Origin of the sequence: Streptomyces sp. WI03-4A (assembly GCF_033792105.1) — a bacterium.
Classification (GTDB): Bacteria; Actinomycetota; Actinomycetes; order Streptomycetales; family Streptomycetaceae; genus Streptomyces; species Streptomyces collinus_A.
Map to the genome: position 1 here is coordinate 75,390 of NZ_JARAUO010000035.1, position 26,571 is coordinate 101,960.

Consider the following 26,571-nt stretch of genomic DNA (forward strand, 5'->3'; position numbering starts at 1 on the left):
AGGGACCCTACCCCATGCTTAAAAGTTAAAGCAATGCCTTTGCGGTGCCCCCGGCCGCTACACGGACGGCCCGGGCGGCCCGGCGGACGGCCGCCCGGGCGTCCCCTCGGGCGGGCCCGCACACGGCGACGAGCGCCGCCGCCAGGGCACATCCTCGGGAGCCGCGCCCGCCTCCTCCCCCTCCAGGGTCCGGGCGATCCCCGAGCAGATCTCCTCCAGCTGCCCCACCTGCTCGGGCGTGAGCCGGTCGAAGAGGGTCGTGCGGACGGTGTCGACGTGACCGGGTGCCGTACGCTCCAGCACGGCCGTCCCCGCGTCGGTCAGCACCGCGATGCTGCTGCGCCGGTCCCGGGGGCAGTCCTCCCGCCGTACGAGACCGTCCCGCTCCAGCCTGGACACCGCGTACGTCAGCCTGCTGCGCGTGATCTTCAGCGTCTCCGCGAGGTCGGTCATGCGCAGGCGCCGCTCGGGCGCCTCGGACAGATTGGCCAGCACGGAGTAGAACAGGTGCGGCATGCCGGCCTCCTGCTGGAGCTGCCGGTCGATCGCGTCCTCCAGCAGCCTGGAGGCGGCGATGTACGCGCGCCAGGCGCGCTGCTCCTCGGGAGTGAGCCAGCGGGTCGTCATGCCACCAGTGTAGGTTTGTTTCAAACTTGAACCAAGATCCGGTAGGGTCTTCGCGAGGGAGCGCGCCGATGCCGTACCCGTACGTCCTGCTGTCCGCCGCCGTCTCCCTCGACGGCTACCTGGACGACACCGGCCCCGACCGGCTCCTGCTGTCGGGACCCGCCGACTTCGACCGGGTCGACGAGGTGCGCGCCTCCGTCGACGCCATCCTGATCGGCGCCGGCACCATCCGCGCCGACAACCCGCGCCTGCTGGTGAACTCGCCCGAGCGGCGCGCGGCCCGCGAGGCCGGCGGCAGGCCCGCCTACCCCCTGAAGGTCACCGTCACCGCCTCCGGCGACCTCGACCCCGAGGCGCACTTCTGGCACACCGGCGGTGAGAAGCTCGTGTACACCACGGACCGGGGCGCCGGCCGGGCCGCCCGCGCCCTCGGCCGCACCGCTGACGTGGTCTCCCTCGGCCCAGGACTCGACTGGCGCGCCCTGCTGGAACACCTGCACGACGAGCGCGGCGTCCGGCGCCTGATGGTCGAGGGCGGCGGAACCGTCCACACCCAGCTCCTCCAGCAGGGCCTCGCCGACGAGCTCCAGCTCGTCCTCGCCCCCCTGTTCGTGGGCGACCCGGCGGCCCCGCGGATGTTCGGCCCGGGCGCGTACCAGTCCGGCCGGCTCCGGCTCACCGAGACCCGCCGGATCGAGGACGTCGTCCTCATGCGCTACGAGCCCACCGCACCCGGCACCGGCCCGCTGCCCACCGCCGCCGACCACCGCTGGCTGCGCACCGCCTGCGAGCTGGCCGCCCTCTGCCCGCCCTCGCGGACGGCCTTCAGCGTCGGCGCGGTGGTGGTCGCCGCCGACGGCACCGAGCTGGCGCGCGGCCACTCGCGGGAGGGCGGCGACCCCGTCGTGCACGCGGAGGAGGCGGCCCTCGCCAAGATCGACCCCGCCGACCCGCGCCTCGCCGGCGCCACCGTCTACAGCAGCCTGGAGCCCTGCTCCCGCCGCGCCTCCCGTCCCGCTCCCTGCGCCGAGCTGATCCTGCGGGCGGGCGCCCGCAGGGTGGTCACGGCCTGGCGGGAGCCCGACACGTTCGTGACGGCGGCGGACGGCACCGGCGTCCTGACCGGGGCGGGCGTGGACGTCGTCGAGCTGCCCGAGTACGAGGGCCGCGCGAAGGCGCCCAACGCCCACCTGCTGCCCTGATCCGCACCCCACGGAAAAGCCGTGTGCTCGGCACCCCGCGGATGGCGTACACTGGAGTCACAACGACGCGGGGTGGAGCAGCTCGGTAGCTCGCTGGGCTCATAACCCAGAGGTCGCAGGTTCAAATCCTGTCCCCGCTACTGAAGGCTCAGGGCCGGAATCCAGTAATGGATTCCGGCCCTGAGTGTTTTCCGGCCCACCCCACCAGGACCCCGGTCCGGCGCCGCCCGGACGCCGAGTGGCGTGCGTCACAGTCGGTCGCCCGCTCGGTCCACAGCGGTCGCCCGGCCCGTGCGCCCCCGCCACGCTGGACGCGGGATCAAGGACACGGGAGACGAGCAGTGCGCCCTGGTGAGGTGGAGGAGAGCCCGTACGCCAGGGCCGGCGGCCGGATCCCCGGCGTATCCGTCCCCGACCCCGGGGCCGGTCACCCGCCCCCGCCGCTCCCGCCGGCCGGGCGCCGCGCCCGCCGCCCGGCCCCGCGCACCCTCGCCCGCGCCCTGCCGGTGCTGCTGATCGCCGGCGGAATCCTGTACGACCTGCTCACCCCGCGCGTGTTCACCGGCGTCCCCTTCTTCACCGCCGCTCCGCTGGTGGCCGCGCCCCTGTCCGCGCTGCGCACCACCGTGCTCACCGGTCTCGCCGCCCTGGTCGCCACCTTCGCCGTGCACGCGCGCTTCGGCACCGGCGCGGACGCGAGTCTGGTGACCGAGGTCGTCACGGTGGCCACCGTCGCCCTGCTGGCCGTCGCCATCAACCGGGTCGTACGCCTGGGCGACCGGCGGCTCGCCTCGGCCCGGGAGATCGCCGAGGCCGCCCAGCGGGCCGTGCTGCCCCAGCCGGCCGCCCGGATCGCCGGCTTCGACATCGCGGCCCGCTACGAGGCGGCGCGCAAGGACGCCTTCATCGGCGGCGACCTGTACGCCGTGCAGGACAGTCCGCACGGCGTCCGGCTCATCGTCGGGGACGTGCGCGGCAAGGGCCTGGGCGCGGTCGCCGCCGTCGCGGTGGTGATCGGGGCGTTCCGGGAGGCCGCCGAGCAGGAGAGCGCGCTGGAGGCGGTGGCCGAGCGGCTGGAGCGCGCGCTGGCCCGCGAGGGCACCCGGCGCGACGGGATCGACGCCTTCGAGGGTTTCACCACCGCCGTCCTCGCCGAACTCCCGCACGGCGAGGACACCGTCCGGATCGTCAACCGAGGCCACCCGCCGCCGCTGCTGCTGCACGCCGACGGCTCGCTGCGCAGCCTGGTCCCGTGCGAGAGCGCGCTGCCGCTCGGCATGAGCGACCTGGGCCGGTGGCCCGACCGGGCGACCGAGTCGGCCTTCCCGAGCGGCGCCACCCTGCTGCTGTACACCGACGGCCTCTCCGAGGCGCGGGACGCGCACGGCCGCTTCTACGACCCCTGGCGCCGGCTCGCCGGACGCCGCTTCCCCGACCCGCGCACGCTGCTCGCCCGCCTCGCCGCCGAGGTGCGGCGGCACTCCGGCGGCGGCACGGCGGACGACATGGCGCTGCTCGCCGTACGGCGGCCCTGACCGGCTCCCCGGCAGCCGCGTCGAGCGCCCTCACCCAGGGTCACCGGACGGAAGCCCTCCGCATCACATCTGAGTCACCATCAAAACCTCTGAGACTGCTGAGCTTCGGTCAACTCGCCCGTTTTCCGCCGTTCCTGACGCGTACGTCCAGCCGAAAGAACCTTAATGATCAAGCCGAACGGCTTGGAATCTCACAGTCAGGTCTATTAACGTTCGATAACGCAGCGCGGTCGTCCCAGCCGTCACCAGAGGCGGCTCCGTGCGCACGCGCCGAATCCCGCGAGGGAACCGGGGAACCACCACCTTGGGGTGAATCACGCGAATACCGCCGTGAACCGTACTGGTCCACGGCTCGTATACGCGCGTAGGAGACCTTCCTGCTCCGAACCCGTCAGCTAACCCGGTAGGCGGAGGAAGGAAAGGAGTACGCCCGCGTGGCGTCCAACCGGCCTGCCCCAGAAGCCCCGTTCGTGCCGGCTCAGCGTGAGTCCGACACCTTCGGCTACGGCGAGTACCGCACCGAAGAGGGCCCCTGGGAGGAATGGAATCCCACTGAGGAATCCATTCGCCCCGTGCGCGGCCGGCACCGCGTCGCCAAGCAGCGCGGCGGCGGACTCGCCCGCAGCTCCACGGTCCTCGGCGTCGGCGTCATCGCCGCCGTCGGCGCCGGCGGCATGGCCAGCGCGCACACCGGCAAGCCGCCGGTGTCCATCTCCATGCCCGACCTCCCCTCCGTCGGTTCCCTCCTCGGTGACGACACCTCCGACGCGCCCGCGGCCACCACGGCCTCGCTGAGCCACGTCGGCACCGCCTCCGCCGAGAGCGACCACAGCGACGCCGGCGAGGCCCTGCGCAACCGGATCATGGCCCAGGCCGAGCAGCAGCAGAGCAAGGCCGAGACCAAGGCCACCGCCGTCGCCGTCGCCGCCGCCGAGAAGCAGACCGCCGACGCGGCCGCCAAGGCGGAGAAGGAGGCCGCCGCCAAGGCCGCCGACGCCAAGGAGAAGGCGGAGGCCGCGGCCAAGAAGCAGGCCGAGGAGGAGCGCCTGGCCGAGCTGGCCAAGCAGTTCCAGCTCCCGGTGGTCTCGTACACGATCACCGGCACCTTCGGCCAGCCCGGCTCGATGTGGTCCTCCGGCTACCACACCGGCCTCGACTTCGCCGCTCCCACGGGCACGCTGATCAAGGCGATCCACGGCGGCACCATCACCGAGGCGGGCTGGGCCGGCGCCTACGGCTACCGCACGATCCTCACCCTGGACGACGGCACCGAGCTGTGGTTCTGCCACCAGTCCTCGATCAACGTCAAGGTCGGCCAGAAGGTCGGCACCGGCGACGTCATCGGTCGGGTCGGCGCCACCGGCAACGTCACCGGCCCCCACCTCCACCTGGAGGTCCACCCCAACGGCCAGGCCACCGGCATCGACCCGATGACCTGGCTGCGCGGCAAGGGCCTCACCCCCTGACCGCCCGCCTCACCCCCTGACCGGCCGCTGAACCGGCCCCCGCAGCCCTGACGGCACCCCCCGGACATCAGGGCTGCGGGCCGTCGTGTTCACACACCGTTCGCGGGAGAACCGGAATGGGCGGCGCCGCGGTGACCGTTGAGACAGACATGACTGCTTCCCTGCGCAAAATCGGCACCTCCGACCTCGAGGTCTTCCCGCTCGCCCTCGGCGGCAACGTCTTCGGCTGGACCGCCGACGAGAAGACCTCCTTCGCCGTCCTCGACGCCTACACGGCCGCCGGCGGCAACTTCGTCGACACCGCCGACTCCTACTCGGCCTGGGTCGAGGGCAACAAGGGCGGCGAGTCCGAGACGATCATCGGCAAGTGGCTCAAGGCGCGTGGCAACCGCTCCGAGGTCGTCGTCGCGACCAAGGTCAGCCAGCACCCGGAGTACCAGGGCCTGACCGCCGCCAACATCAAGGCCGCCGCCGACGCCTCCCTGCGCCGCCTGGACACCGACCACATCGACCTCTACTACACCCACTTCGACAAGCCCGAAGTGCCGGTGGAGGAGATCATCGGCGCGCTGGACGAGCTGGTGCGGGCGGGCAAGGTCCGGCACATCGCGGCCTCCAACATCAGCCCCGAACGCCTGCGGGCCTCGCTGGACTTCTCCGACCGCGAGGGCCTGGCCCGGTACGTGGCCCTCCAGCCGCACTACAACCTGGTCTCCCGCGACACCTACGAGGGCCCGCTGCAGGACCTCGCCGCGGCTGAGGGCCTCGCCGCGGTCCCGTACTTCGCCCTCGCCTCGGGCTTCCTGACCGGCAAGTACCGTCCCGGCACGCAGGTCGACAGCGCCCGCGCCGGCTCCGCCGCCAAGCACCTGCAGTCCGAGCGCGGCCAGAAGGTCCTCACGGCCCTCGACGAGATCGCCGCCGCCCACGACGCTCCGGTGGCCACGGTCGCCCTCGCCTGGCTGGCCGGCCGGCCGTCGGTGACCGCCCCGATCGCCTCGGCCCGCACCGTGGAACAGCTTCCGGCGCTGCTGGGAGTGGCGGAGCTGGAGCTGACGCAGGAGGAGTCGGACCGGCTGACCCTGGCCTCCGCCTGAGCCCCGCCGCGCCGGGTCCCGGTCACCACCGGCCCGGCCCGGCGGCCGCACACAGGCCCTAGGTCCGGTACGGGTTGTGCACGGGGTACGGCGCCGCCGGGTGCCCGTGCCCCGGGTACCCGTGAGGCGCCCAGTACGCCGTGGCCGCGGGCACCCGCACGGACGCCCTGGCCGCGTACTCCAGCGCCGGCCGGGCCACCCCCCTGCGCCGCCACAGCTCGGCCAGCAGCTCCCGCTCCCGGTCCACGAAGTCGGCCCCGGCCCGCCCCTGCCGCCCGCGGTGCCGCAGGAACGCCAGCGAGGTGGCGTACGCCTCGTACTCGGCCACCGCCCGGGCCGCGGGCCGCCCCCCGAAGTGCTGCCGGGCGTGGTCCCGCGCCGTGCGCCGCGCGCGCATCGACCCGAGGGCGAACGGTTCGGCCGGCCCCAGCCACCCGGCGTACACGTAGACCGGCAGCTCCTCGCGCACGGTCCGCAGCTCGCGCTGCCGCGTCCAGACCGCCAGCCAGGTCAGCAGGCCGAAGGCGGGCACCATGAAGGCGCCGTAGACCGCGAAGAACCCGAACTGGCCGAAGGTCGAGGAGCCGTTCCAGAAGGCGTGCATGCTCATCGCGAGCAGCAGTCCGCCGAGCGGCACCAGGGCGCGCCGCGCGTGCTGCCGCTCGGCCGAGAGCGCGGCGACGCCGAAGCCGATGCCGGTCAGCACGGTGAACAGGGGGTGCGCGAAGGGGGACATCACGACGCGCACGAAGAAGGTGGCGGCGGTGACGGAGGCGATGCCGCGGTCGCCGGTGAGCTGGTCGGTCCCGAAGGCCGTGCCGAGATAGAGGATGTTCTCGGTGAAGGCGAACCCGGTGGCGGTGATCCCGGCTATCACCACGCCGTCGACGATCCCGGTGAAGTCCCGTCTGCGGAAGAGGAAGACCAGGAGCACGGCCGCGGCCTTGGCGGACTCCTCCACGATCGGCGCGATCACGGTCGCGCCCAGGGTGTCGGCGCCGGCCGGGTCGGCGGTCGCCGTGGCGATCCACTTGGTCGCGAAGGTGTTGGCGACGATGGCTATCAGCGCGGCCGCGCAGGCGCCCCAGGCGAACGCGAAGAGCAGGTTCCGCCAGGGGCCCGGTTCCACCCGGTCCAGCCAGCGGAAGGCGGCTATGAGCCAGGGCACGGGCAGGACCGCGAGCCCCAGTCCCACCAGGAAGCCCTCGGTGCCGGTCTGCCGGCGCACCATCGCGAGGATGACGAGGCCGGACAGCGTCAGCAGCGTGATCAGCGCCCCGTACCGCACCCACCGGCGCTGCCACCAGTGCGGGTGTGCGCCGCTTCCGGGGCCGGGCGGGAAGGTCGGGTACGGAGGACTGATGGCCACGGCATCGACCCTAACGGGGGGACCTGACGGACGGGGCGGGCGCCGGCGCCGGGCCGGGCGGTTACCGGGGCGGTCACGGGTTCCGGGACGGTTACGGGTTCCGGGACGGTACGCGGCGGAAGAGCAGGTCGTTCACCACATGTCCCTTGTCCAGTCCCTGGCCCTCGAAACGGGTCAGCGGCCGGAACCCGGGACGCGGGGCGAAACCGCCGTCCGCCTGGGTGTTCGCGAAGTCGGGGTGCGCGCTGAGCACCTCCAGCATCTGCTCGGCGTAGGGCTCCCAGTCGGTCGCGCAGTGCACGACCGCGCCGGGCTTCAGCCGGGTCGCGGCCAGCGTCAGGAACTCGGGCTGGATCAGCCGCCGCTTGTGGTGCCGCTTCTTGGGCCAGGGGTCCGGGAAGTAGACCCGCAGTCCGTCGAGCGAGTCGGGCCGGAGCATCTCCCGCAGCAGGATGATCGCGTCCCCGTTGGCCACCCGGACGTTGGACAGGGCGTTCTGCTCGGCCAGGTTGAGCAGGTTCCCCTGGCCCGGGGTGTGCACGTCCACGGCGAGGATGTTGGTGCCGGGGTCGCCGGCCGCCATCTGCGCGGTCGCCTCGCCCATCCCGAAGCCGATCTCCAGCACCACCGGGGCGTCGTTCCCGAACAGCTCGGCCGGATCGATCACCCGCTGCCCGTCGATGTCCAGACCCCACTTGGGCCACAGGCGCTGCAGCGCGTCCGCCTGCCCCGCCGTCACCCGGCTGCGCCGCGGCTGGAAGCTCCGGATCCGCCGCTCGAAGTGCGACCCGGCGGGATCGGCCCTCGGACCGTCCGGGAAGCGCGGCTCCCCCTTGGCCCGGCTGTGCCGCACGGACACACCGGAAAGATGCGGGGACACCGGCTCGGCGGGACCGGACCGGGGGGCTTCGGAGGCGTTCAGCGAGTCAGACACAGTGCCACGATTTTACGGCGCCACCCGTCCCCTCCCGACGGCGCTCCACCAGCCCCTCCCGACGGCGCTCCGCCCGCCCCCGGCCGCGTGGCCTCACGTCGCCGCCAGCATGGACAGTGCCCTGCGCCCCACCTCCCGGCCGATCGGCAGGGAGGCGGTGGCCGCGGGGGACGGCGCGTTCAGTACGTGCACGGTCCGGGCGCCCTCGCGGATCAGGAAGTCGTCCACCAGCGTCCCGTCCCGCAGCACCGCCTGCGCCCGCACCCCGGCCGGGGCCCGGACCAGGTCCGTCTCCTCCACCGCGGGCAGCAGCCGGCGCACCGCCTGAAGGAACGCCCCCTTGGACATTGAGCGGCGCAGCTCACCGGCGCCGTACCGCCAGTGCCGCCGGGCGATCACCCAGGACCCCGGCCACGCCACCGTCCCGGCCAGCTCCCGGGGCCGGACGACCCCCCAGCCGTACCCCTCCCGGGCCAGCGCCGGCACCGCGTTGGGCCCGATGTGCACGCCCCCGTCGATCCCGCGGGTCAGATGCACTCCGAGGAAGGGGAACGCCGGGTCCGGCACCGGGTACACGAGACCGCGCACCAGCTCCGGCCGCGCCAGCTCGTAGTACTCACCGCGGAAGGGCACGATCCGCACCCCGGGCTCGTCCCCGGCCAGCCGCGCCACCTCGTCGCAGTACAGCCCGGCGCAGTTCACCAGCACCCGGCCGCGCACGACCTCCCCGGCCGCGGTCAGCACGGCCACGCCCCGCTCCGGCCGGCGGTCCACCCGCACGATCCGCGCCCCGTAGCGGATCTCCGCCCCCGAGGCGCGGGCGAGCTGCCGGGCCACGCCCACGAAGTCGCACACGCCGGTCGTGCCGACGTGGATCGCGGCGAGCCCCCGCACCTCCGGCTCGTACTCGCCGATCTGCGCGGCGCCCAGCTCGCGCACCGGTATGCCGTTCTCCCGGCCGCGCTGCACCAACGCGTGCAGCCGCGGCAGCTCGTCCCGCTCGGTGGCGACGATCAGCTTGCCCGTGACGGCGTGCGCGATGCCGTACTCGGCGCAGAACTTCACCATCTCGGCGGCGCCCCGCACCGCGTACCGCGCCTTGAGCGAGCCGGGGCGGTAGTAGATCCCGCTGTGGATGACCCCGCTGTTGCGCCCGGTCTGGTGCCGGGCCGGTCCCGGTTCCTTCTCCAGCACGGTCACCCGCGTACCCGGCGCCGCCCGCGTGATCGCATACGCCGTCGACAGCCCGACGATCCCGCCCCCGACCACCAGCACGTCACAGTCGTACGCACCGTCCCGCACCTGCACCACCTCCCACCTCGATAGTGCACTGCGCCACTGACAGCGCCTTCAAACGCGGTGAGGGCGGCGCGCCTACGCCAGAGCCATGAGCAGCGGCCTGGCCCGCTCCCGCAGCTCGGCCACCCGCGGCTCGTCCCCGTACGGCTCCAGCCGGTGCAGCAGGTCCTTCACGTACTCGGTCGTCCGGGCCGACGAGATCCGCCCGGCCACCTCCACGGCCCGTACCCCCTGCTCGCACGCGGCGTCCAGGTTCCCGGACTCCAGCTCGGCGACCGCGGAGACCACCAGCCGCAGCCCGTGCGAGCGCACGAACTCCTCCGTGGGCTTCGACAGCGCCTGCTCGGTGAACCGCCGCACCTGGCGCGGCGCCTTCAGATCGCGGTAGCACTCGGCGGCATCAGCGGCAAAACGGTCATAACCATAGAAGCCAAGCCACGTGGGGTCGTTGTCACCTTCCCTGGACCGTTCGAGCCAGCTCTCCGCGGCCTTCAGCGCCGCCCCCGCCGCCTGCGCGTCCGAAGCGCGTGCGTGGGCCCGCGCCTCGACCAGCCGGAAGAAGCTCATGGTGCGGGCGGTCGCCAGCCCGCGGTTGCGCTCCAGCGCGGCCTGCGCGAGGTCGACGCCCTCGTCGCCGAAGCCCCGGTACGTCGCCTGGAGCGACATGGAGGCCAGCACGTAGCCGCCGAGCGGGACGTCCGCGGCCGCGCGCGCCAGCCGCAGCGCCTGGATGTAGTACCGCTGCGCGGCCTCCTGCTGGCCGGTGTCGAAGGCCATCCAGCCGGCCAGGCGGGTCAGTTCGGCGCTGGCCCCGAACAGGGCGCGGCCGACCTCGTCGGAGTAGGAGCCGAGCAGCAGCGGCGCCGCCTCCACCCGCAGGCACTCGGGCACCATCGACGAACGCCAGTCGCCGCCCCCGTACTTGGAGTCCCAGCGCCTGGCGTCCTCGGCGGCCTCCCGCAGCTTCTGCACGTCGCTGTGGCCGACTTTGATCGGTGCGCCGGAGCCCTCGGCGGCGTTCGCCTCCCGCGCGACCGAACTGTCGGCGGGGGTTATCAGCCACCGTGACGCGGGCGTCGCGTACGCACTCACCGCGAAGGACCCGGCGAGCGACTGCCAGATGCCGCCCGTGCCGGCCCGGCGCCCGGCCAGGTCGAGCCGGTACAGCTCCGTCGCCGACCGCACCGCCTGGCCGACGTCCCGGGGGAAGGCGAGGCCCACCTCGGGTGCGGGGTCCGCGTCCGCAAGGCCGATCTCGTGGAGCGGCACCGGGCGGCCGAGCTTCTGGCCGATGGCGGCCGCGATGAGGTGCGGTGCCGCTCCCTGCGGCACCATCCCCTTCGAGACCCAGCGCGCCACCGACGTCTTGTCGTAGCGAAGAGTCAACCCGCGTTGGGCGCCAAGGTCGTTGACGCGTCGCGCGAGTCCTGCGTTGCTGATTCCCGCGAGGGCGAGAACGGTGCCGAGTTTTTCGTTCGGCCCGCGTTGCTCCCTGGACATGCGCCACCCCTCGACACAGACGGCTGCCGCGCTGGCATAACCGTGCGGCATTCGTAAACCCAGCGTAGTTCGCCGCATCCCAAGCGTTAAGGGGCATTCTTCCGGTTGGCGGGATTGTGGTCCGTACGGGAGTACGGCCCTGTACGCACCGTGCACGGACCGCCGCGACGTGCCCCCGCCCGTGTGGCCGTGCGCCCGTCCGTGCGCCTTACTCCGGCCACCTGGGGAGCGGTTCCATGGCTGTTGCGTGGGTCGGCCCGCTGTACTGGATCCAGTGGGCTGGGGGACACCGCCACCTTCATCCCCGCGGGTGGCGGACCGGTCCGGGAGGCGATGCCCGCCTCCCGGACTGTGCGCGTACAGGGGGCGGTGTGCGCTGCCCAGGCCTGTACGGAGCGTGCTCAAATCTCGTGGGCCGCAGTCGAATTGGCTGAAAATCGCCCCCGGCTCCCGGTGCTGATTTCCGTTCCCACCACGGCACTTGAGGGCGCGAAGGGCGTTTTCGGGGCGCGTTTCGGGGGCGCATTCGCATCGCACCCTATCCGCGCCGATCTCGCCCCTCACCGCCACCCGCCTTGCGCGGCACGGCCCTTCCGCCGGCCCCCGCGCCTCGGCCGAGCGGACGGCCTCCCGCCCGCCGTACCGGCCCGTGCGGGATTTTCCCTCGATCGAAGGCGGCGTCACCGCCCCTCCGCGGCGCGTTCTTCATGGCAGCATGGGGACCCGGTTCATGCGGTGCACTGGGTGGTCCACAGCCTGTGGAGGCGTCGATGCGGTGGTTGGTGGGGTGGAGCAGCACCGCCGCGGGCGCTTCCGGAACCGGTACCGCCGGCGCCACCGGATACGACGGCGAGACCCTGCACCCGGTCGGCTCCCACCTCCTGTGGGGCGACCCCGACCCCCTGTGGGCCGTGGGCGACTGGCGGCCGGACGAGGTACGGGTGGTGCGCGCCGACGCCCAGAACCGGATCGCCGTTCTCGGCACCTGCGCGGCCGGCGACGAGGAACTGCGGCGCGCGCTGTTCACGGCGCGCGGAGGCGCCCTGCGTCACCTGACCGCCTGGGCCGGCAGCTACACGGCCGTCGTCCAGGTCGGCCGCCGGATCACCGTCTGCGGCGACCTCGCGGGCGCCCGGCCGGTGTTCCACACCCCCTGGGCCGGCGGCACGGCCTACGCCACGGCCGCCCTGCCGCTCGCCGACCTCATCGAGGCCAACCTCGACTTCGGCCACCTGGCCGCCCTGCTCGCCGCCCCCGACGTACCGGCCGCGCTGCGCGACACCACCCCGTACGAAGGGGTGCGGCGCATCCCGCCCGGACACGCGCTCGTGCTGCGCGCGGGAGCGCGCGAGATCACCGGGTACGAGCCGGTGGCCTCCCTCGCCGTGGCCGCGCCCCCCGCCGACCCCGACCGCGCGGTGGACGCCGTACGGGACGCGCTCGTCGAGGCCGTACGCGCGCGGATGTCCGCACCGCGGCACGTGCCCGACCTCGACCCCGGACCGGTGCCGGGGATGGGCCCCGCGGAGCGGCGCGCCGCGCGCGGCATGCCGATGCCCGGGATCGGCGCCGACCTCTCCGGCGGCCCGGCCTCCGGCACGCTGGCCCTGCTGGCGGCGGGACTGCCCGGCCGGCCGGGCACGCTGCTCGGCCACGGCACGGGCGCGGGCGAACGGCTGCTCGCGGTCACCTTCAACGACCTGGCCGTGGGCGGCCGGGAGGCCGAACTGGAGCGCGCCGGGACCCTCGCGGCCAACCCGCGCCTGCACCACGTGGTGGTCACCGGCGGCGAGGAGACCCTGCCGTACGCCGACCTCGACGGCCCCCTCACCGACGAGCCCGGCCCCTCGCTGGTCACCGCGGCCCGCCATCGCGCCCGGTTCGCCGCGGGCAGCGCCGACCACTTCACCGGCCACGGCGCCCGCCAGGTCCTGGACGCCCACCCGGCCCGCCTCGCCGACCTCCTGATGGACCGCAAGCGGCGCCACCTGGTCCGGCCGGTCGCGGCGCTCGCCCGCGCCGACGGCTCGGTGATGGTCCCGGCGCGCGTGTACGGCGCCGCACGGCGGCTGGCCCGCACCCCGTACCGGACCGGCCTCGAGCTCCTCGCCGAGCGGCTGATCCGGCGCCGCTTCGACGAGCCCAGGGGTGCGGTCGGCGCGTCCCTCGCCGCGCTCGCCTGGGCGAGACCCGGGCCGGCGGCACGCTGGCTGACCGGAGAGGCACTGGCTGAAGTATCGGTTCTGCTCGGTTCCGGGGCGGACCGCTCCACCCTGGGCGCGAGCCAGCGCCCCGGCGAGTACCACGCGCGCGCGGTGCTCGCCCGCTACGCCGCCGACCTGCGCGTCCTGGAGCAGGCCGCCGAGATCCGCTCCCAGCGGCTGCACGCACCCTTCCTGGACAACCAGGTCGTCCGTGCCTGCCGCGAACTCCCCGAGGCGCTGCGCGTCCAGCCCGGGGCCCGCTCCGCCGTGCTGCGCACGGTCCTGGAGGGCGCCGGCGTCACCGACCTCCCACCGGGCTGGGGCACCCCCTCCCACGCCTCCTCGGCCGCGGCCACGCGCGCGGGGCTGCGGCTGGCCGCCGATTCCCTGGTGGACCTCTTCTCCACCCCGTTCCTGGCCGAGGCCGGCCTGGTCGAGGCCCGCGTGGTCCGCAAGGCCCTGCGCGCCGCCGCCTCCGGCGAACCCCTGCCCCTGGACGGCCTGGCCGACCTGGTCTCCCTCGAACTCTGGCTCCGCCGCCTGCTCTCCCGCCGGGGCACCTGCTGGACCGGCACCCCCGCCCGCGCCCGAGCCGTCCCCTCCGGAATCCAGCCGAGACGCGACGCCCTGGCCTCAGGCGCCTGACGCCCCGCGCCGTGCGGCGCCCGGCCCAGCCGCGCGGTCGCGGCGGCCGCCCCCCTCCGGCGCCCGCCCGTCGGCGCCCCGCCGTCCAGGCCGTGAGGTCGCTGCAGCCGCCCGGGGCTTGCCCCCGGTCACCCGGCCCCGCCGTCCTTCCACCGAGCGGCCCGGCCACGGCAGCCACGCCGACCCGGGTACCCGGGTCCGCCGGCCGTTCGCCGGGCCGCGCGGTCGTGGCAGTCGCCCGCAGCCTGCACGTGGGCACAAGCTCCGTCGGCCCGGCCGACCGGGCGTCCGGCCCCGCGTGGCGGTCGCCCCGCCCACCAAAGTCGCCCCGGCCCCGGCCCGCGCCCCCGGACACCCCCGAACCGAAACACCGTGGCCCCGCCCCGGGCCCCCCGCGACAATGACCCGGTGCGGTACAGAATCCTGGGCACGGCCCGCGTCATGGACGACCAGGGCGTGCCCCTGCCCCTCGGCGGCCGGCGGCTGCGGGCGCTTCTCACCGCCCTCGCTCTGCGGCCCGGCCGTACCGCCGGTGCCGAAACGCTGATCGAGGAGGTCTGGGCGGACGCGCCGCCCCAGGACGCGCCCGCCGCCCTCCAGGCCCTCGTGGGCCGCCTGCGCCGCACCCTCGGCCGGGACACCGTCTCCTCCGCCGCGGGCGGCTACCGCCTGGAGGCGACCGAGGACGACGTGGACCTGCACGTCTTCGCCCGCCTCACCCGCGCGGGCACCGGGGCGCTCGCCGCCCGCGACCCCGCCGGCGCCCACCGCACCCTCACCGAGGCCCTGGCCCTCTGGCACGGCCCCGCCCTGGCCGACCTCCCGGACCGCACCGCAGCCGCCCGCCCCGAGGCGCTGCACCTGGAGGCGACCCGCGCCCGCGCCGCCGCCGCCCTCGACCTCGGCCGCGCCCAGGACGTCGTACCGGAACTGACGGAACTCACCACCGCGCACCCCTACGACGAGTCCCTGCGGGCCCTCCTCGTCCGCGCCCTGCGCGCCACGGGCCGCCCGGCCGACGCCCTCGCCGCGTACGAGTCCGCCCGCCGCACCCTCGCCGACGCCCTCGGCACCGACCCGGGCCCGGAACTCCAGGCCCTGCACGCCTCGCTGCTGAGCGATCAGCCGCCCGCGCCCGCGCCGCCCCCCACCCGGCCACCCGAGCGCACCGGCAACCTCCGCCGCCGGCTGACCTCCTTCGTCGGCCGGGAACCCGAACTCGCCGCCATCCATTCCGAGCTGCACAGGGCCCGTCTCGTCACCCTCACCGGACCGGGCGGCTCGGGCAAGACCCGCCTCGCCGAGGAGGCCGCCACGGGGCTGCCCCAGGCATGGCTGGTCGAGCTGGCCCCGCTCGACCGGCCGGAGGCGGTGCCCGGCGCGGTGGTCAGCGCGCTCGGTCTGCGCGAGACCGTGCTGCTGGCCAACGACCTGGCGATGCCGCAGACCGACCCCACCACCCTGCTCGTCGAACACTGCGCCCCGCGCGAACAGCTCCTGATCCTCGACAACTGCGAACACGTCATCGGCGCGGCCGCCACCCTCGCCGAGACCCTCCTCACCCAGTGCCCGGGGCTCACGATCCTCGCCACCAGCCGGGAACCCCTGGGCGTCCCCGGCGAGTCGGTGCGCCCGGTCGACCCCCTCGTCCCGGAGCAGGCGCGCCGGCTCTTCACGGAGCGCGCGCGGGCCGTCCGCCCCGACGCCGGCGCGGTGGGCGACACCGGGGCCGTGGCGGAGATCTGCCGCCGCCTGGACGGGCTGCCGCTCGCCATCGAACTGGCCGCGGCCCGGCTGAGGCTGCTGACCCCCGGGCAGATCGCCGACCGGCTCGACGACCGCTTCCGCCTGCTCACCTCCGGGAGCCGCACGGTCCTGCCCCGCCAGCAGACCCTGCGCGCGGTGGTCGACTGGTCCTGGGACCTGCTGGACGAGCGGGAGCGCACGGTGCTGCGCGAGGTGTCGGTGTTCGCCGGCGGCTGGGACCTCGCGGCCGCCGAGGCCGTGTGCACGGGTCCGGCGGCGGACCTGATCGGCGCCCTGGTGGACAAGTCCCTCGTCGTGGCCGCCCCGGACACGGCGGACGCCCAGGACGGCCCGGACGGCGCCGGTCGACCGTCCGGCATGCGCTACCGCATGCTGGAGACCATCCACGAGTACGCCACCGAACGCGCGGCCGAGGTCCCCGAACTGCGCGCGGCGGCCGAACGACGCCACCGCGCCTGGGTCCGCGCCCTCACCGAGGAGGCCGAGCCGCGGCTGCGGTCGGCGGACCAACTGCCCTGCATCCGGCTTCTGGAGGGCGAACTCGACAACATCCGCGCGGCCCTGGACCGCGCGGTGCGCGCCGGCGACGAGGCGGAGGCGGGCGCGATCGTGCGGGCGATGGGCTGGTTCTGGTGGCTGCGCAACTACCGCCAGGAGGCGGTGGACCGGGTGCGGCAGGTGCTGCGCCTCGGCGTCGCCCGGGACGCCCTGCCCGCGGACGCCGACCCGGCCGCGCTGGGCCCGCTGGCGGAGTCGGCGGACCCGGTCGGCGCCTTCCTCGCCGCACCCGACGGCCAGGCGGGGCACCCGCTGTACGAGCTGCGCATGGACCTGCGGCTGCTCGACCTGTTCCTGACCTCGGAGTCGAGCGCCGGGAACCTCGCGGCCGACGAACGGGCCGAGCGGTACCTCGCGCGCGTACGGGCCGCCTTCGAGGACGGCGGTCCCCGGGCGGCCCGCCTGCCCGGCGTCGTCTGGCCGCTGACCGCCTACTACCTGGGCGACCCGGCCGACCTGGGCCCCGACCTGACCGCCACGGTCGAGAACTGCCGCCGCTACGGCGGTGACTGGGAGCTCGGTGTCGCCCTCATGTACCGCGCGCACCTGGTCGTCGACTCGCCCGGCAACCTGCGGGGCGTGGACGAGGACCTGGCGGAGCTGCGGACGCTCGGCCGTCGCGTCGGGGACCGCTGGATGCGGGCGCAGGTGTGCAGCGCGGCCGGTGAGGCGGCCATGGCGCGGGGCAGGTTCGACGAGGCGCGCGGCGAGTACGAGGAGGCGCTGCGCCTCGCCTACGAGGTGGGCGCCTACGCCGAGTCGCCGTTCCTGCTGGCACGGCTCGCCGACATCGCCCTGCGCTCGGGCGACCGGGCCGCCGCCCTCGCCTCCCTCGACCAGGCAGGCACGGCGGCCGAACGGTACGGGGTGGCCGAGTCGGAGGCGTTCGTCGTGCTCATGCGGGCCCGGATCGCCGAGCAGGACGGCGACCTGGCCCGCGCGCGCGAGCTGTACGGGACGGCCTGCGCGGCCGCGGCGGCCGGCACGCCGCCTCCGCAGTACGTCGCCGCCCTGCGCTCGGTCGAGGCCCTGATCACGGCCGGCGAGTCAGGACCCGCGGCCGCCCTGCCGGTCGTGGCGGAGGCCCTGCGCGAGGCGGTGGAGCGGCACTGCGCCGAGTCGATCACGGCCGGTCTGGTGGACGTCGGGGCCGACCTGCTGGCCCGCCTGGGCGACCTGCCGGGTGCCGTCCGGCTGTTCGCGGCCGCCGACCACTGGCGGAGCGGCCTCCCCCGCCCCGAACCGGAGCGCACCCGGGCTGCCCAGGTGGACACCGGAGCCCGCGCCGCGCTGTCCCCGGACCGCTACGCGGCCGAGCGGGCGCGGGGCGCGGCCCTCACCGCGCGGGACGTCGTACGCGAACTGACGGCGACGGCGACGGGGGCGTCACCGGGGCGCCGAGGCGCTAGCGGCAGGTGAACCTGGCCGCGGCCCAGTCCGCGAGCGCGGCCTGGGCGAAGACGTCGCGGTGCGGCTCCACGACGAGCCGTACCGTGCGGCGCCCGGCCAGGTCGACATGGACGGGCACGGCCTCGTCGTGCCCCTCGACCGGCCCGGACCGCCACAGCCGCACCCCGTCGGCGTAGACGGAGAAGGTGACCCGGCCGAGCCCGAGGGCCAGGTCGTCCACCCCCACCAGGGCGTCGTAGGCCGTGCAGGAGCGGTTGAGGTCGACGGTGACGGAGGACCGGCCGTGCACGGTGACACCGCCCGCGTACCGCGTGCCGGCGACCGACATCCCGTACCGCCGCCACACCCAGCTGCTCTCGCCCAGCCGCATCTCGGGCCTCGTACCGTCCCCGCCGACGTCGTACCTCAGTCCGTTCCACGCGAAGACGACGGGAGCCGGCGGGGGAGTGGGCGTCGGGGTCGGCGTGGGCCGCGGCTCGGGCGCGGGCGAGGGGGCGCCGGTGGGCGCGGGGGTCGGGGCCGGCGTCCGGTGCGGCCCGGGCCTGGCCTGGGAGGTGGGGGTGGGCTTCGCCGCCGGGGCCGGGCGCGACACCGGTACCGCCGGTCCGGGTGCGGGCTTCCGCGCCGCGGGCGTGCGGGCCGACGTCGGCGGCCGGTGGACTCCCGGCGCGGAAGGAGCGGAAGGAGCGGAAGGAGCGGAGGACGCGGAAGGCGTGGCGGGCGCGGGCTCGGCCACCTCCTTGGCCGGGTGGCCGTCGTTCACCAGGGCCAGGGCCACCGCGGCGGCGGCCACCGCGACCACTCCGGCCGCGATCCCCGCCTTCACCGGCGCGCCGAGCCCCTCCGCGGCCGCCGCTCCGCCTCCGCCGCCCGCGCCCCCGGACGACCCGCCCGCAGCGGCCGCGGCACCCGCCGCGCCCACCCCGGCGCCACCGGCGACGATCCCGAGCGCCTTCGCGTACCCGGCGGCCCCGAACCAGCCGATGACCGCGACCGGGACGACACCCGGGATACCGCTCGCGACCTCCTCGATCTGCGCGGCCGCCAGCCGGCACCTGGCGCACTCCTCAAGGTGCTTGCGCAGCCCCCGCTCGGCCCGGACGCGCAGTTTGCGGCGGGCGTAGCCGCCGAGCTGGTCGGCGTAGCGGGCGCACTCCTCGTCGCCGACGAGGGAGGCGCTGACGTGGGCCTGCAGATAGGCCTGCTTAAGCCCCTCGCGGGCGCGGCTCGCCAGCACCCGGGTGCCGTTGGCGTCGAGACCGAACAGGACGGCCACCTCGCTGGGCGACTCGTCCTCCACCTCGGTGTGCCACAGCACGGCCTGCCAGCGCTCGGGCAGTGACCGGAACGCCTGCATGGCCATGGACTGCTCGGCCTGGTGCAGGGCGCGCACGTCGGCGCCCAGCTCCACGGTGGTGTCGTCGGACGCCTCCGAGGTGTGGGCGGCCTGCTGGGCGAACACGGCGAAGTCGTCCACGAGCTGCTCGCGCCGGGCGGACCTGCCCCAGTGCGCGGCCACCCGCCGCACGGAGGTCAGCAGGTAGGCGCGCACGGCGTGTTCGGGCCCCGAGCCGCCGCGCACCGCCTGCAGCATGCGGGCGAAGACCTCTGCGGTGAGGTCGTCCGCGGTGTGCGCGTCACGGCAGCAGGTACGGGCGTACCGGCGCACCGCGTCGGCGTGCCGCCGGTACAGCTCCTCGTAGGCCGAGTCGTCGCCCGCCCGCATGCGCTCGATCAACGCGCCGTCCGCGGGCGGCGTCCGCCGCGCCGCCGACGCCTCGTGTCCGCGCTGGGCGGGCACGCTTCCGTCGGCGTGCGCCCCGGCCCGGGTCCCGCCCCGGCCGCCCTGACTGGGCACCTGGGGCGAGGTCAGCCCACCGGCCTCCGCCGGGTCACCGTCACCGCGCGACCCGTCCCACCCGTCAACGCCCATCGTGCGCAGCCCCCGACGCCGGACCAGCCCAACCCGTCACCGGCTCAGGGTGCCACAACGCCCCGCGCCCGGGCCCCGCCCGCACGACCATCCACTCGTCCGGGCGGACTTGCCCCCGCGCGCACGCGCATCACCCGAACGGGCACCACGCCCGCGCCCCCCGGCCGCCGTGGGCGGAACGGAGGGACGCGGGACGGTGGGACGGCGAAGGGGGAACCGCGGGCGACGGACGGTCGAACCCGTCGGCGGCCCCGGTGCCTACGCCGGCCGGGACCGGAGTCCCTCCAGCAGGATGTCCAGCAGCCGTGCCGACGCGGCGGCCTGCTGCGCCGGGTCCGGCAGCGCGGGCGCCGACGTGGCGATCACGAGCAGCACGTCCGCCACGGACACGTCCGCGCGCAGCTCGCCCGCCTCCCTGGCCCGGTCCACCAGCTGCCCGACGACCTCCAGCAGCGCGTCGGCCCCGCCGTGGTCCGCGACCGGCTCCGACACCAGCCGCAGCTCACCCGGGCCCGACACGACCGGCTGCGACCGCTGCTGCGGCACCCGGGCCTCCTCGGCGGGCCCGGCCTGGCCCTCCTCCGCGACCCCGACCCGCAGCACCTGCGGCGGCAGCAACCGGCCCGCCCCCGACGCCACGGACGTCCGCAGGAAGCGGGACAGCGCCGACCACGGCTCGTCCTCCTGCCCGAGCGCGGCCCGCGCCTGCTCGGTCAGCCGCGCGGTCTCCTCCTCGGCTATCCGCCGGACCAGCACGTCCTTGCTGGGAAAGCGCCGGTACACGGTGCCGACACCGACGCGCGCCCGCCGCGCCACGTCCTCCATCGGCGCGCCGTAGCCCAGCTCGCCGAAGACCTCACGCGCCGCACGCAGCACGTGCTCCAGATTGCGCTGTGCGTCCACCCGCAGCGGCGTCGTACGCGACACGTCCGCGCGCCCGTTGCCCGCCTCGGCGGTCACCGCCGGGCCGCCCGTAGCGAGAGCGGTTGCCGACGACCAATGAGTGTCCTGAACATGCATGTGTTTCCCCCGGTTAATGACGTCTCCCCCCGGAGACTCTCCCCGCCACTGAATCCGGAGTGCGTGGAACCGGCGTCGGTCCCGAGCGGGACCGACCCTTGCGAACCCGTTCGACCACATTCCCTACACCCCGTCGACACACGAACATAGTTGAGAGGAAGTCAATTCAGAAGGGGCAGGTTCCGCACAGTGCGCCCCCCGATCGGAGTACGGGGCATTTATGTCCGGATTCCATCCCCCCACTCCCGTCCGTACGTCTGTGCTGACCTGCCCGGTTCCTCCCCATCCGGACGGCGCGCCCGGGCCTGCGCACACCAGCTCGCCGGTCACACAAATTGCCGGGGCTGTGGACAAACAACAGCGCCGGGTGCGTCATGGGACGGTGAAGGAACGTGCGCGCATTCTGGTTGTCGGCGGCGGCTACGTCGGGATGTACACGGCCCTGCGTCTGCAGCGGAGGTTGAAGCAGGAGCTCAGGCGGGGCGAGGTCGACATCACCGTCGTCACTCCCGACCCCTACATGACGTACCAGCCGTTCCTTCCCGAGGCGGCCGCGGGTTCGATCTCGCCCCGCCATGTCGTCGTACCGCTGCGCCGCGTCCTGGACAGGTGCCACGTGGTCGTCGGCGAGGTCACCTCCATCGACCACGCCGTGCGCACCGCCGCCGTCACCACCCTCGCCACCGCCGAGGAGGGCAGGGCCGCCGAACTGATCGGCTACGACGAACTGGTCCTCGCCCCCGGTTCCGTCTCCCGCACCCTGCCCATCCCCGGCCTCGCGGAGTACGGCATCGGCTTCAAGACCGTCGAAGAGGCCATCGGACTGCGCAACCACGTCATCGAGCAGATGGACATCGCCTCCTCCACCCGCGACCCCGCCGTCCGCGACGCCGCCCTCACCTTCGTGTTCGTCGGCGGCGGCTACGCGGGCGTCGAGGCGCTCGGCGAACTGGAGGACATGGCCCGCTACACCGCGCGCTACTACCACAACCTCCGCCCCGAGGACATGAAATGGGTCCTCGTGGAGGCCTCCGGCCGCATCCTCCCCGAGGTCGGCGAGGCGATGGGCCGCTACACCGTGACCCAGCTCCGCCGCCGCAACATCCAGGTCCTGCTGGAGACCCGCCTCGACTCCTGCGCCGACCGCGTCGCCGTCCTCAGCGACGGCCAGCGCTTCCCCACCCGCACGGTCGTGTGGACCGCCGGCGTCAAACCGCACCCGCTGCTCGCCGCCACCGACCTGCCGCTCACCCCCCACGGCCGGCTGCGGTGCACCGCCGAACTCACCGTCGACGGCGTGGAGCACGCCTGGGCGGCCGGGGACGCCGCCGCCGTCCCCGACGTCACCGCCGCCGAGGCCGGCACCGACACCGCGCCCAACGCCCAGCACGCGGTACGCCAGGCCGGGGTCCTCGGCGACAACATCGTCCACGCGCTGCGCGGCGAACCCCTGGAGACGTACGCGCACCGGTACGTCGGATCCGTCGCCTCCCTCGGCCTGCACAAGGGCGTCGCCCAGGTCTACGGGCGCAGGCTGAAGGGCTACCCTGCCTGGTTCATGCACCGCGCGTACCACCTCAGCAGGGTGCCCACCTTCAACCGAAAGGCCCGTGTCCTGGCGGAATGGACCCTCTCCGGGCTCTTCAAACGGGAGATCGTCTCGCTCGGTTCACTCGAACACCCGCGAGCCGAGTTCGAACTCGCGGCCGGTGGCAAACCTCCTCACGACCCGTCGGACGACCCGAAGGGGTCGTCCTGACCGGTCCCAGGAACTCCATGGCACGCCCCGGCGTCTGACGGATATCGCCGCGGACGGCCACCTGCCAGACTGCCCCACGTCCTCGGACGGGCACCTGCCCGTCCACAGCACCCACGAGGCTTTCCCCACTGTGAACTTCACGCGCTGGAGCGCCCGGCTCCCCGGAACGCAGCGCCGCGCCGCAGCGCGGACCGAGACCGCGGTCCCCACCGACCGGCGGGGGGAAGGCTCCGTGCCCGCGGCCCGCGCCGAACACCCGGCCGACCGCCCGCTGTCCGTGACCGCCGTCGACGAACTGCCCGCCCGCGACGTCCTCGACCGCGTCCCGGCCCTCGTCGCCCTCGTCCACGGCCCCGACCACCGCATCGCCTACGTCAACGACGCCTACACGGCGGCCTTCGGCGCACGCGCCCCGGGCGCACCCGCCCGCGAGGCACTCCCCGAACTCGCCGAACTCGGCCTGCTCCCGCTCCTGGACCAGGTGCTGCGCAGCGGCAAGTCCCGCACCCTGAAGTCCCGCAAGGCCGTCGACGGCCGCTCCTACACGTTCACCTGCACCCCGGTCGCGGAGACCGGCGCCGCCGACGGCGGCGACACCGACCGCGCCGGGCGTGCCGACCGGGGTGTGCTGGTGTTCGCCACCGACGTCACCGACCACGCCGAGGCCGCCGAACGTCTGCGCGCCAGCGAGCGCCGCCAGCGCGAGACCGCCGTCACCCTCCAGCGCTCGCTGCTCCCGCAGGAACTGGAACAGCCCGACGACCTGCGCATCGCCGCGACCTATCAGCCCGGCGGCACCGAGGCCGCGGTCGGCGGCGACTGGTACGACGTGATCACCCTAGGCGGCGGCCGCACGGCACTCGTCATCGGCGACGTCATGGGCAGGGGCGTCCGCGCGGCGGCCGTCATGGGCCAGCTCCGCACCGCCGTCCGCGCCTACGCCCGGCTCGACCTCCCGCCGCACGAGGTCCTGCAGCTCCTCGACGGCCTCGCCATCGAGATCGACGCCAACCAGATCGCCACCTGCGTGTACGCCGTCCACGACCCGAACGAGGGCAGCCTGGTCTACGCCTCGGCCGGTCATCTGCCGATCCTGGTCCGCGACGAGAACGGCCGGGTCTCGCGCGCCGACGAACCCACCGGACCGCCGCTCGGCACCGGCGGCTGGATGCACGCCTCGGGCTCCATCGCACTCGGCCCCGGCTCGACCGCGGTCCTCTACACCGACGGCCTGGTCGAGCGCCGCGACGAGGACCTGGACGAGGGGATCGCCTCGCTGGAGCACGCGCTGGCCGGGGCGACCGGCACCCCCCAGGTCGTCTGCGACCGTCTGGTCCGCTCCGCGGGCGTCACCGCCGACCACGACGACGACGTCGCCGTCCTGGTCCTCCAGCATCCGGCCCGCACCGGCCCCGAGGGCGAACTGTTCCGCAACGCGGCCCTGGAACTCCTCGGCGGCGTGGAGGCCGCCCCGCGCGCCCGCGCGTTCGCCTCCGGTGTGCTCACGAGCTGGCGGTTCCCCGCCGAACTGCACGACCTGGGCGTCCTGGCGACGAGCGAACTCGTCGCCAACAGCCTCCAGCACGGCACACCGCCCATGCGGCTCCGGCTCCGTCGCACCGACCGCCGGCTGATCATCGAGGTCACCGACGGCGACGACCACCTGCCGCGCCGTCGCCGGGCGGAACCCGGCGACGAGTCGGGACGGGGCATCGCCATCGTCGCGACGATCGCCTCCCACTGGGGCTCCCGAAGAACCCCGGGCGGTGGCAAGGCCGTGTGGTGCGAGTTCCTTCTGCCGAAGGGATAGCCGCACCGCCCTACGCCGGCCGCCGCGGCCCGCCGTACTACGCGGCCAGGGTCTCCGCGGGCGCCCCGCCCCGGGCGACCACCCGGCTCTTCGCGGCGGCCCACGGCTGGTCCTGCGCGGCGGTCAGCTGCCGCCCGAGACGCAGCGCCAGCACGGTGATACCCACCGAGAACAGCAGGAAGGTCACGACGTACGGCGCGGGCAGCGAGGCCGCCAGCGGCCCGCCCACCGCCGGGCCCACGGCCAGCGCAAGCTGCTTGACCAGGGCGAACGCCGAGTTGTACTGCCCGGCCATGCCCTCCGGCGCCAGATCCGCCACCAGCGGCGCGAGCGTCGGCGACAGCATGGCCTCACCGAGCCCGAACAGCGCGTACGTCGACACGAACGCGGCGGTCGCCATCTCCTGGCTGCCGTGACCCAGCCCCGCGTACCCCGCGATCACCCAGGCCACCGCCCAGATCAGACCCACGGCGGCGATCACCCGGGAGCGCCGCCGGCGCTCCACGAACTTCAGCACGGCGAACTGCGCGACGACGATCATCAGCGTGTTGGCGGCCAGCGCGGTACCGAGCGCGGAGGTGGATATCCCGGCCGCCTCGACACCGTAGGCGCTCAGCCCCGACTCGAACTGGCCGTAGCAGGCGAAGAACAGCACGAAGCCCAGCACGCTCAGCTGCACCATCGCCCGGTTCCCGAGCAGCCGCTTCCAGCTGCCCCCGGCCGACGCGGCCGGCGCGTCCGCGATCCGCGGGGAGTGCGGCATCCGGACCGTCGCCAGCACCACGACCAGCATCAGGAAGACCGCGGCCTCGATCGCGAACAGCAGCGTGAACGAGGAGACCCGGGTCGTGTCGACCAGGTGACCGCCGATGAGGCCACCGACGCCGAGCCCCAGGTTCTGCAGGAAGAACTGCATCGCGAACGCTCGCGACCGGGTGTCCGCCGTGGAGCAGTCCACGATCATCGTCGCCAGCGACGGCTGCATCACGGCCTGCCCGGCACCGAGCGCCGCCGCCGACAGCAGCACGGCCGCCGCGCTGCTCGCGAGTCCGAGGCTGAGCGCCCCCAGAGCGGCCGTGACCAGAGCGGTGAGCAGGACCGGCAGTGGGCCGCGCCGCACGATCGCCCGGCCGGCGAACGGCAGCACGATCAGCGCGGCCACGGCGAAGACGGCGAGTACGAGTCCCGCCGTCATGGCCCCGAGCCCCCGCACCTGCGCCACATAGACGTACAGGTAGGGGACCGTGAAGCCGAGCCCGAATGCGCTGAGTGCGTTGCCCACGTGGATCCGGCGCATCGCTGCGACCATCGCCCTGGTCACGTTCACCTCTCTCACTAGTTAGACCTGAAGACTTCGAAGCTAAAGTTCGAAGCTAAAGAGTACACACGCAAGGACTTCAAGGCAAAGTCCCTCCGTGCGATACTGCGGCCATGGCCGAGACCCCCCGCGTCACGGAGCCGACGCTCGAAGAACAGATCGCCGCCTACCAGCGCGAGTTCCAGGACCTCGACCCCCAGGTCGAGAAGATCGTGTCGGCACTGTCCAGGCTGAACCGCCGTATGAACGTGGCGTACGGCCGCCAGACGGCCGCCCTCGGCATCAGCAACGCCGAGTGGGAGGTCCTCAAGGCGCTCGTCCTGTCCGGCGCCCCGTACCGTCTGGGCCCCAGCGAGCTCGCCAAGCGGCTCGGCCTCACCCCGGCCGCGATGACCCACCGGATCGACCGCATGGTCGCCGAGGGGCTCGTCACCCGGGAGCGCGACGAGTCCAACCGGGTCAGGGTGATCGTCGAGCTGACTCCCGAGGGCCGGGAGAAGTGGCTGGAGGCGATGCGCCTCGCGACCGTCTTCGAGGAGGACCTCCTCCAGGACCTCACCGGCGGGGAACGCGCGGTGCTCGGAGAGGTGCTGACCAGGCTGCTGCGCCGGGTGGAGGACGCCCAGCCGGACGCCGGCGGCCGGCTCAGCGACCTCGACTGAGCGGCGACCGGCCGCCAGAAAAGATCTTGACAGGCGATGCTTGACACGCCCCTGGTCGATCCGTAAAGTTCTCCGGGTTGCCACGGGGCCGTAACGGTTCTTCGGCAGCACCTCAGCCGCTACGAGCGGCACTCACACCACAAGCATGATCACCTCACCGGGTTGATTTCGGCGTGCCCGAATTCAATTCGAATAGGGACTCGGTGGCCCGATTGGGAATCGCCGAGCGGATCCGCTAAGGTTTGAGACGTCGGAACGGCCCAACGGCCGCGAGGACAAGCCCCCCTGACTGGGAGTCAGACGCCGAAAGGATCTGATAGAGTCGGAACCGCCGGAAAGGGAAACGCGAGAGCGAAGACCTGGAAAGCACCGAGGAAATCGGATCGAGAAAAGATCTGATAGACTTGGAAACGCAAGACCGAAGGGAAGCGCCCGGAGGAAAGCCCGAGAGGGTGA

At 74.3% G+C, this 26,571-nt stretch carries 17 protein-coding genes, 1 tRNA gene and 1 riboswitch; of the genes, 10 read left to right on the forward strand and 8 right to left on the reverse strand.

Annotated features, from left to right (window positions below):
• Positions 1-57: 57 nt before the first annotated feature.
• Positions 58-627 carry a MarR family winged helix-turn-helix transcriptional regulator gene (locus tag PV343_RS29125; protein ID WP_319149973.1) on the reverse strand — a complete coding sequence of 190 codons (570 nt, stop codon included), beginning with the start codon at positions 625-627 and terminating at the stop codon, positions 58-60.
• 68 nt (positions 628-695) lie between these two features.
• Between PV343_RS29125 and PV343_RS29130 the strand changes: the two genes are divergently transcribed.
• From PV343_RS29130 to PV343_RS29150, 5 genes are all read left to right on the forward strand, one after another.
• Positions 696-1,829, forward strand: coding sequence for a dihydrofolate reductase family protein (locus PV343_RS29130; protein WP_319149974.1), 1,134 nt, complete (start codon positions 696-698; stop codon positions 1,827-1,829).
• Between the two features lie 66 nt (positions 1,830-1,895).
• Positions 1,896-1,969, forward strand: a tRNA-Met gene (locus PV343_RS29135).
• Positions 1,970-2,170: 201 nt separating this feature from the next.
• A complete protein-coding gene (locus tag PV343_RS29140; RefSeq protein ID WP_319149975.1) occupies positions 2,171-3,364 on the forward strand; it encodes a PP2C family protein-serine/threonine phosphatase in 1,194 nt (397 codons plus the stop codon).
• A gap of 258 nt (positions 3,365-3,622) precedes the next feature.
• Positions 3,623-3,791: riboswitch (cyclic di-AMP (ydaO/yuaA leader) on the forward strand.
• A 7-nt stretch (positions 3,792-3,798) separates the two neighbouring features.
• A complete protein-coding gene (locus PV343_RS29145; protein ID WP_319149976.1) occupies positions 3,799-4,830 on the forward strand; it encodes a M23 family metallopeptidase in 1,032 nt (343 codons plus the stop codon).
• 149 nt (positions 4,831-4,979) lie between these two features.
• Positions 4,980-5,927, forward strand: a complete 948-nt coding sequence (locus PV343_RS29150; RefSeq protein ID WP_319149978.1) for an aldo/keto reductase — start codon at positions 4,980-4,982, stop codon at positions 5,925-5,927.
• 58 nt (positions 5,928-5,985) lie between these two features.
• Here PV343_RS29150 and PV343_RS29155 read toward each other — a convergent pair whose 3' ends face one another.
• From PV343_RS29155 to PV343_RS29170, 4 genes are all read right to left on the reverse strand, one after another.
• Entirely contained in the window at positions 5,986-7,296 is a 1,311-nt protein-coding gene (locus tag PV343_RS29155; protein WP_319149979.1) for a PrsW family intramembrane metalloprotease, read from the reverse strand.
• Positions 7,297-7,387: 91 nt separating this feature from the next.
• Positions 7,388-8,230, reverse strand: coding sequence for a tRNA (guanosine(46)-N7)-methyltransferase TrmB (trmB, locus tag PV343_RS29160; RefSeq protein ID WP_319149980.1), 843 nt, complete (start codon positions 8,228-8,230; stop codon positions 7,388-7,390).
• A gap of 93 nt (positions 8,231-8,323) precedes the next feature.
• A complete protein-coding gene (gene lhgO / locus PV343_RS29165) occupies positions 8,324-9,541 on the reverse strand; it encodes an L-2-hydroxyglutarate oxidase (RefSeq protein ID WP_319149981.1) in 1,218 nt (405 codons plus the stop codon).
• A 63-nt stretch (positions 9,542-9,604) separates the two neighbouring features.
• Positions 9,605-11,029: an MFS transporter gene (locus tag PV343_RS29170; protein WP_319149982.1), complete on the reverse strand. Its 1,425-nt coding sequence runs from the start codon at positions 11,027-11,029 to the stop codon at positions 9,605-9,607.
• 770 nt (positions 11,030-11,799) lie between these two features.
• On the opposite strand from PV343_RS29170, the gene PV343_RS29175 reads away from it, so the two are divergent.
• Both PV343_RS29175 and PV343_RS29180 read left to right on the forward strand, forming a co-directional pair.
• Positions 11,800-13,878, forward strand: a complete 2,079-nt coding sequence (locus PV343_RS29175) for an asparagine synthase-related protein (RefSeq protein WP_319149984.1) — start codon at positions 11,800-11,802, stop codon at positions 13,876-13,878.
• 441 nt (positions 13,879-14,319) lie between these two features.
• Positions 14,320-17,622, forward strand: coding sequence for an ATP-binding protein (locus PV343_RS29180; protein ID WP_319149995.1), 3,303 nt, complete (start codon positions 14,320-14,322; stop codon positions 17,620-17,622).
• Here the strand turns inward: PV343_RS29180 and PV343_RS29185 are convergent.
• Together PV343_RS29185 and PV343_RS29190 are read right to left on the reverse strand one after the other, a co-directional pair.
• Entirely contained in the window at positions 17,609-19,546 is a 1,938-nt protein-coding gene (locus PV343_RS29185; RefSeq protein ID WP_319149986.1) for a sigma-70 family RNA polymerase sigma factor, read from the reverse strand. The two genes, PV343_RS29180 and PV343_RS29185, sit on opposite strands and share 14 nt — an antisense overlap.
• Before the next feature lie 258 nt (positions 19,547-19,804).
• Positions 19,805-20,566 carry a TetR/AcrR family transcriptional regulator gene (locus tag PV343_RS29190; protein ID WP_319149988.1) on the reverse strand — a complete coding sequence of 254 codons (762 nt, stop codon included), beginning with the start codon at positions 20,564-20,566 and terminating at the stop codon, positions 19,805-19,807.
• A gap of 382 nt (positions 20,567-20,948) precedes the next feature.
• On the opposite strand from PV343_RS29190, the gene PV343_RS29195 reads away from it, so the two are divergent.
• Both PV343_RS29195 and PV343_RS29200 read left to right on the forward strand, forming a co-directional pair.
• Positions 20,949-22,325 carry an NAD(P)/FAD-dependent oxidoreductase gene (locus tag PV343_RS29195; protein WP_319149990.1) on the forward strand — a complete coding sequence of 459 codons (1,377 nt, stop codon included), beginning with the start codon at positions 20,949-20,951 and terminating at the stop codon, positions 22,323-22,325.
• A 130-nt stretch (positions 22,326-22,455) separates the two neighbouring features.
• Positions 22,456-24,135, forward strand: coding sequence for a SpoIIE family protein phosphatase (locus PV343_RS29200; protein ID WP_319149992.1), 1,680 nt, complete (start codon positions 22,456-22,458; stop codon positions 24,133-24,135).
• A 37-nt stretch (positions 24,136-24,172) separates the two neighbouring features.
• On the opposite strand, the gene PV343_RS29205 is transcribed toward PV343_RS29200, so the two are convergent.
• Positions 24,173-25,432, reverse strand: coding sequence for an MFS transporter (locus PV343_RS29205; RefSeq protein WP_319149993.1), 1,260 nt, complete (start codon positions 25,430-25,432; stop codon positions 24,173-24,175).
• A 134-nt stretch (positions 25,433-25,566) separates the two neighbouring features.
• Here PV343_RS29205 and PV343_RS29210 point away from each other — a divergent pair, with 134 nt between their 5' ends.
• Entirely contained in the window at positions 25,567-26,115 is a 549-nt protein-coding gene (locus PV343_RS29210) for a MarR family winged helix-turn-helix transcriptional regulator (RefSeq protein ID WP_319149994.1), read from the forward strand.
• Positions 26,116-26,571: the final 456 nt, after the last annotated feature.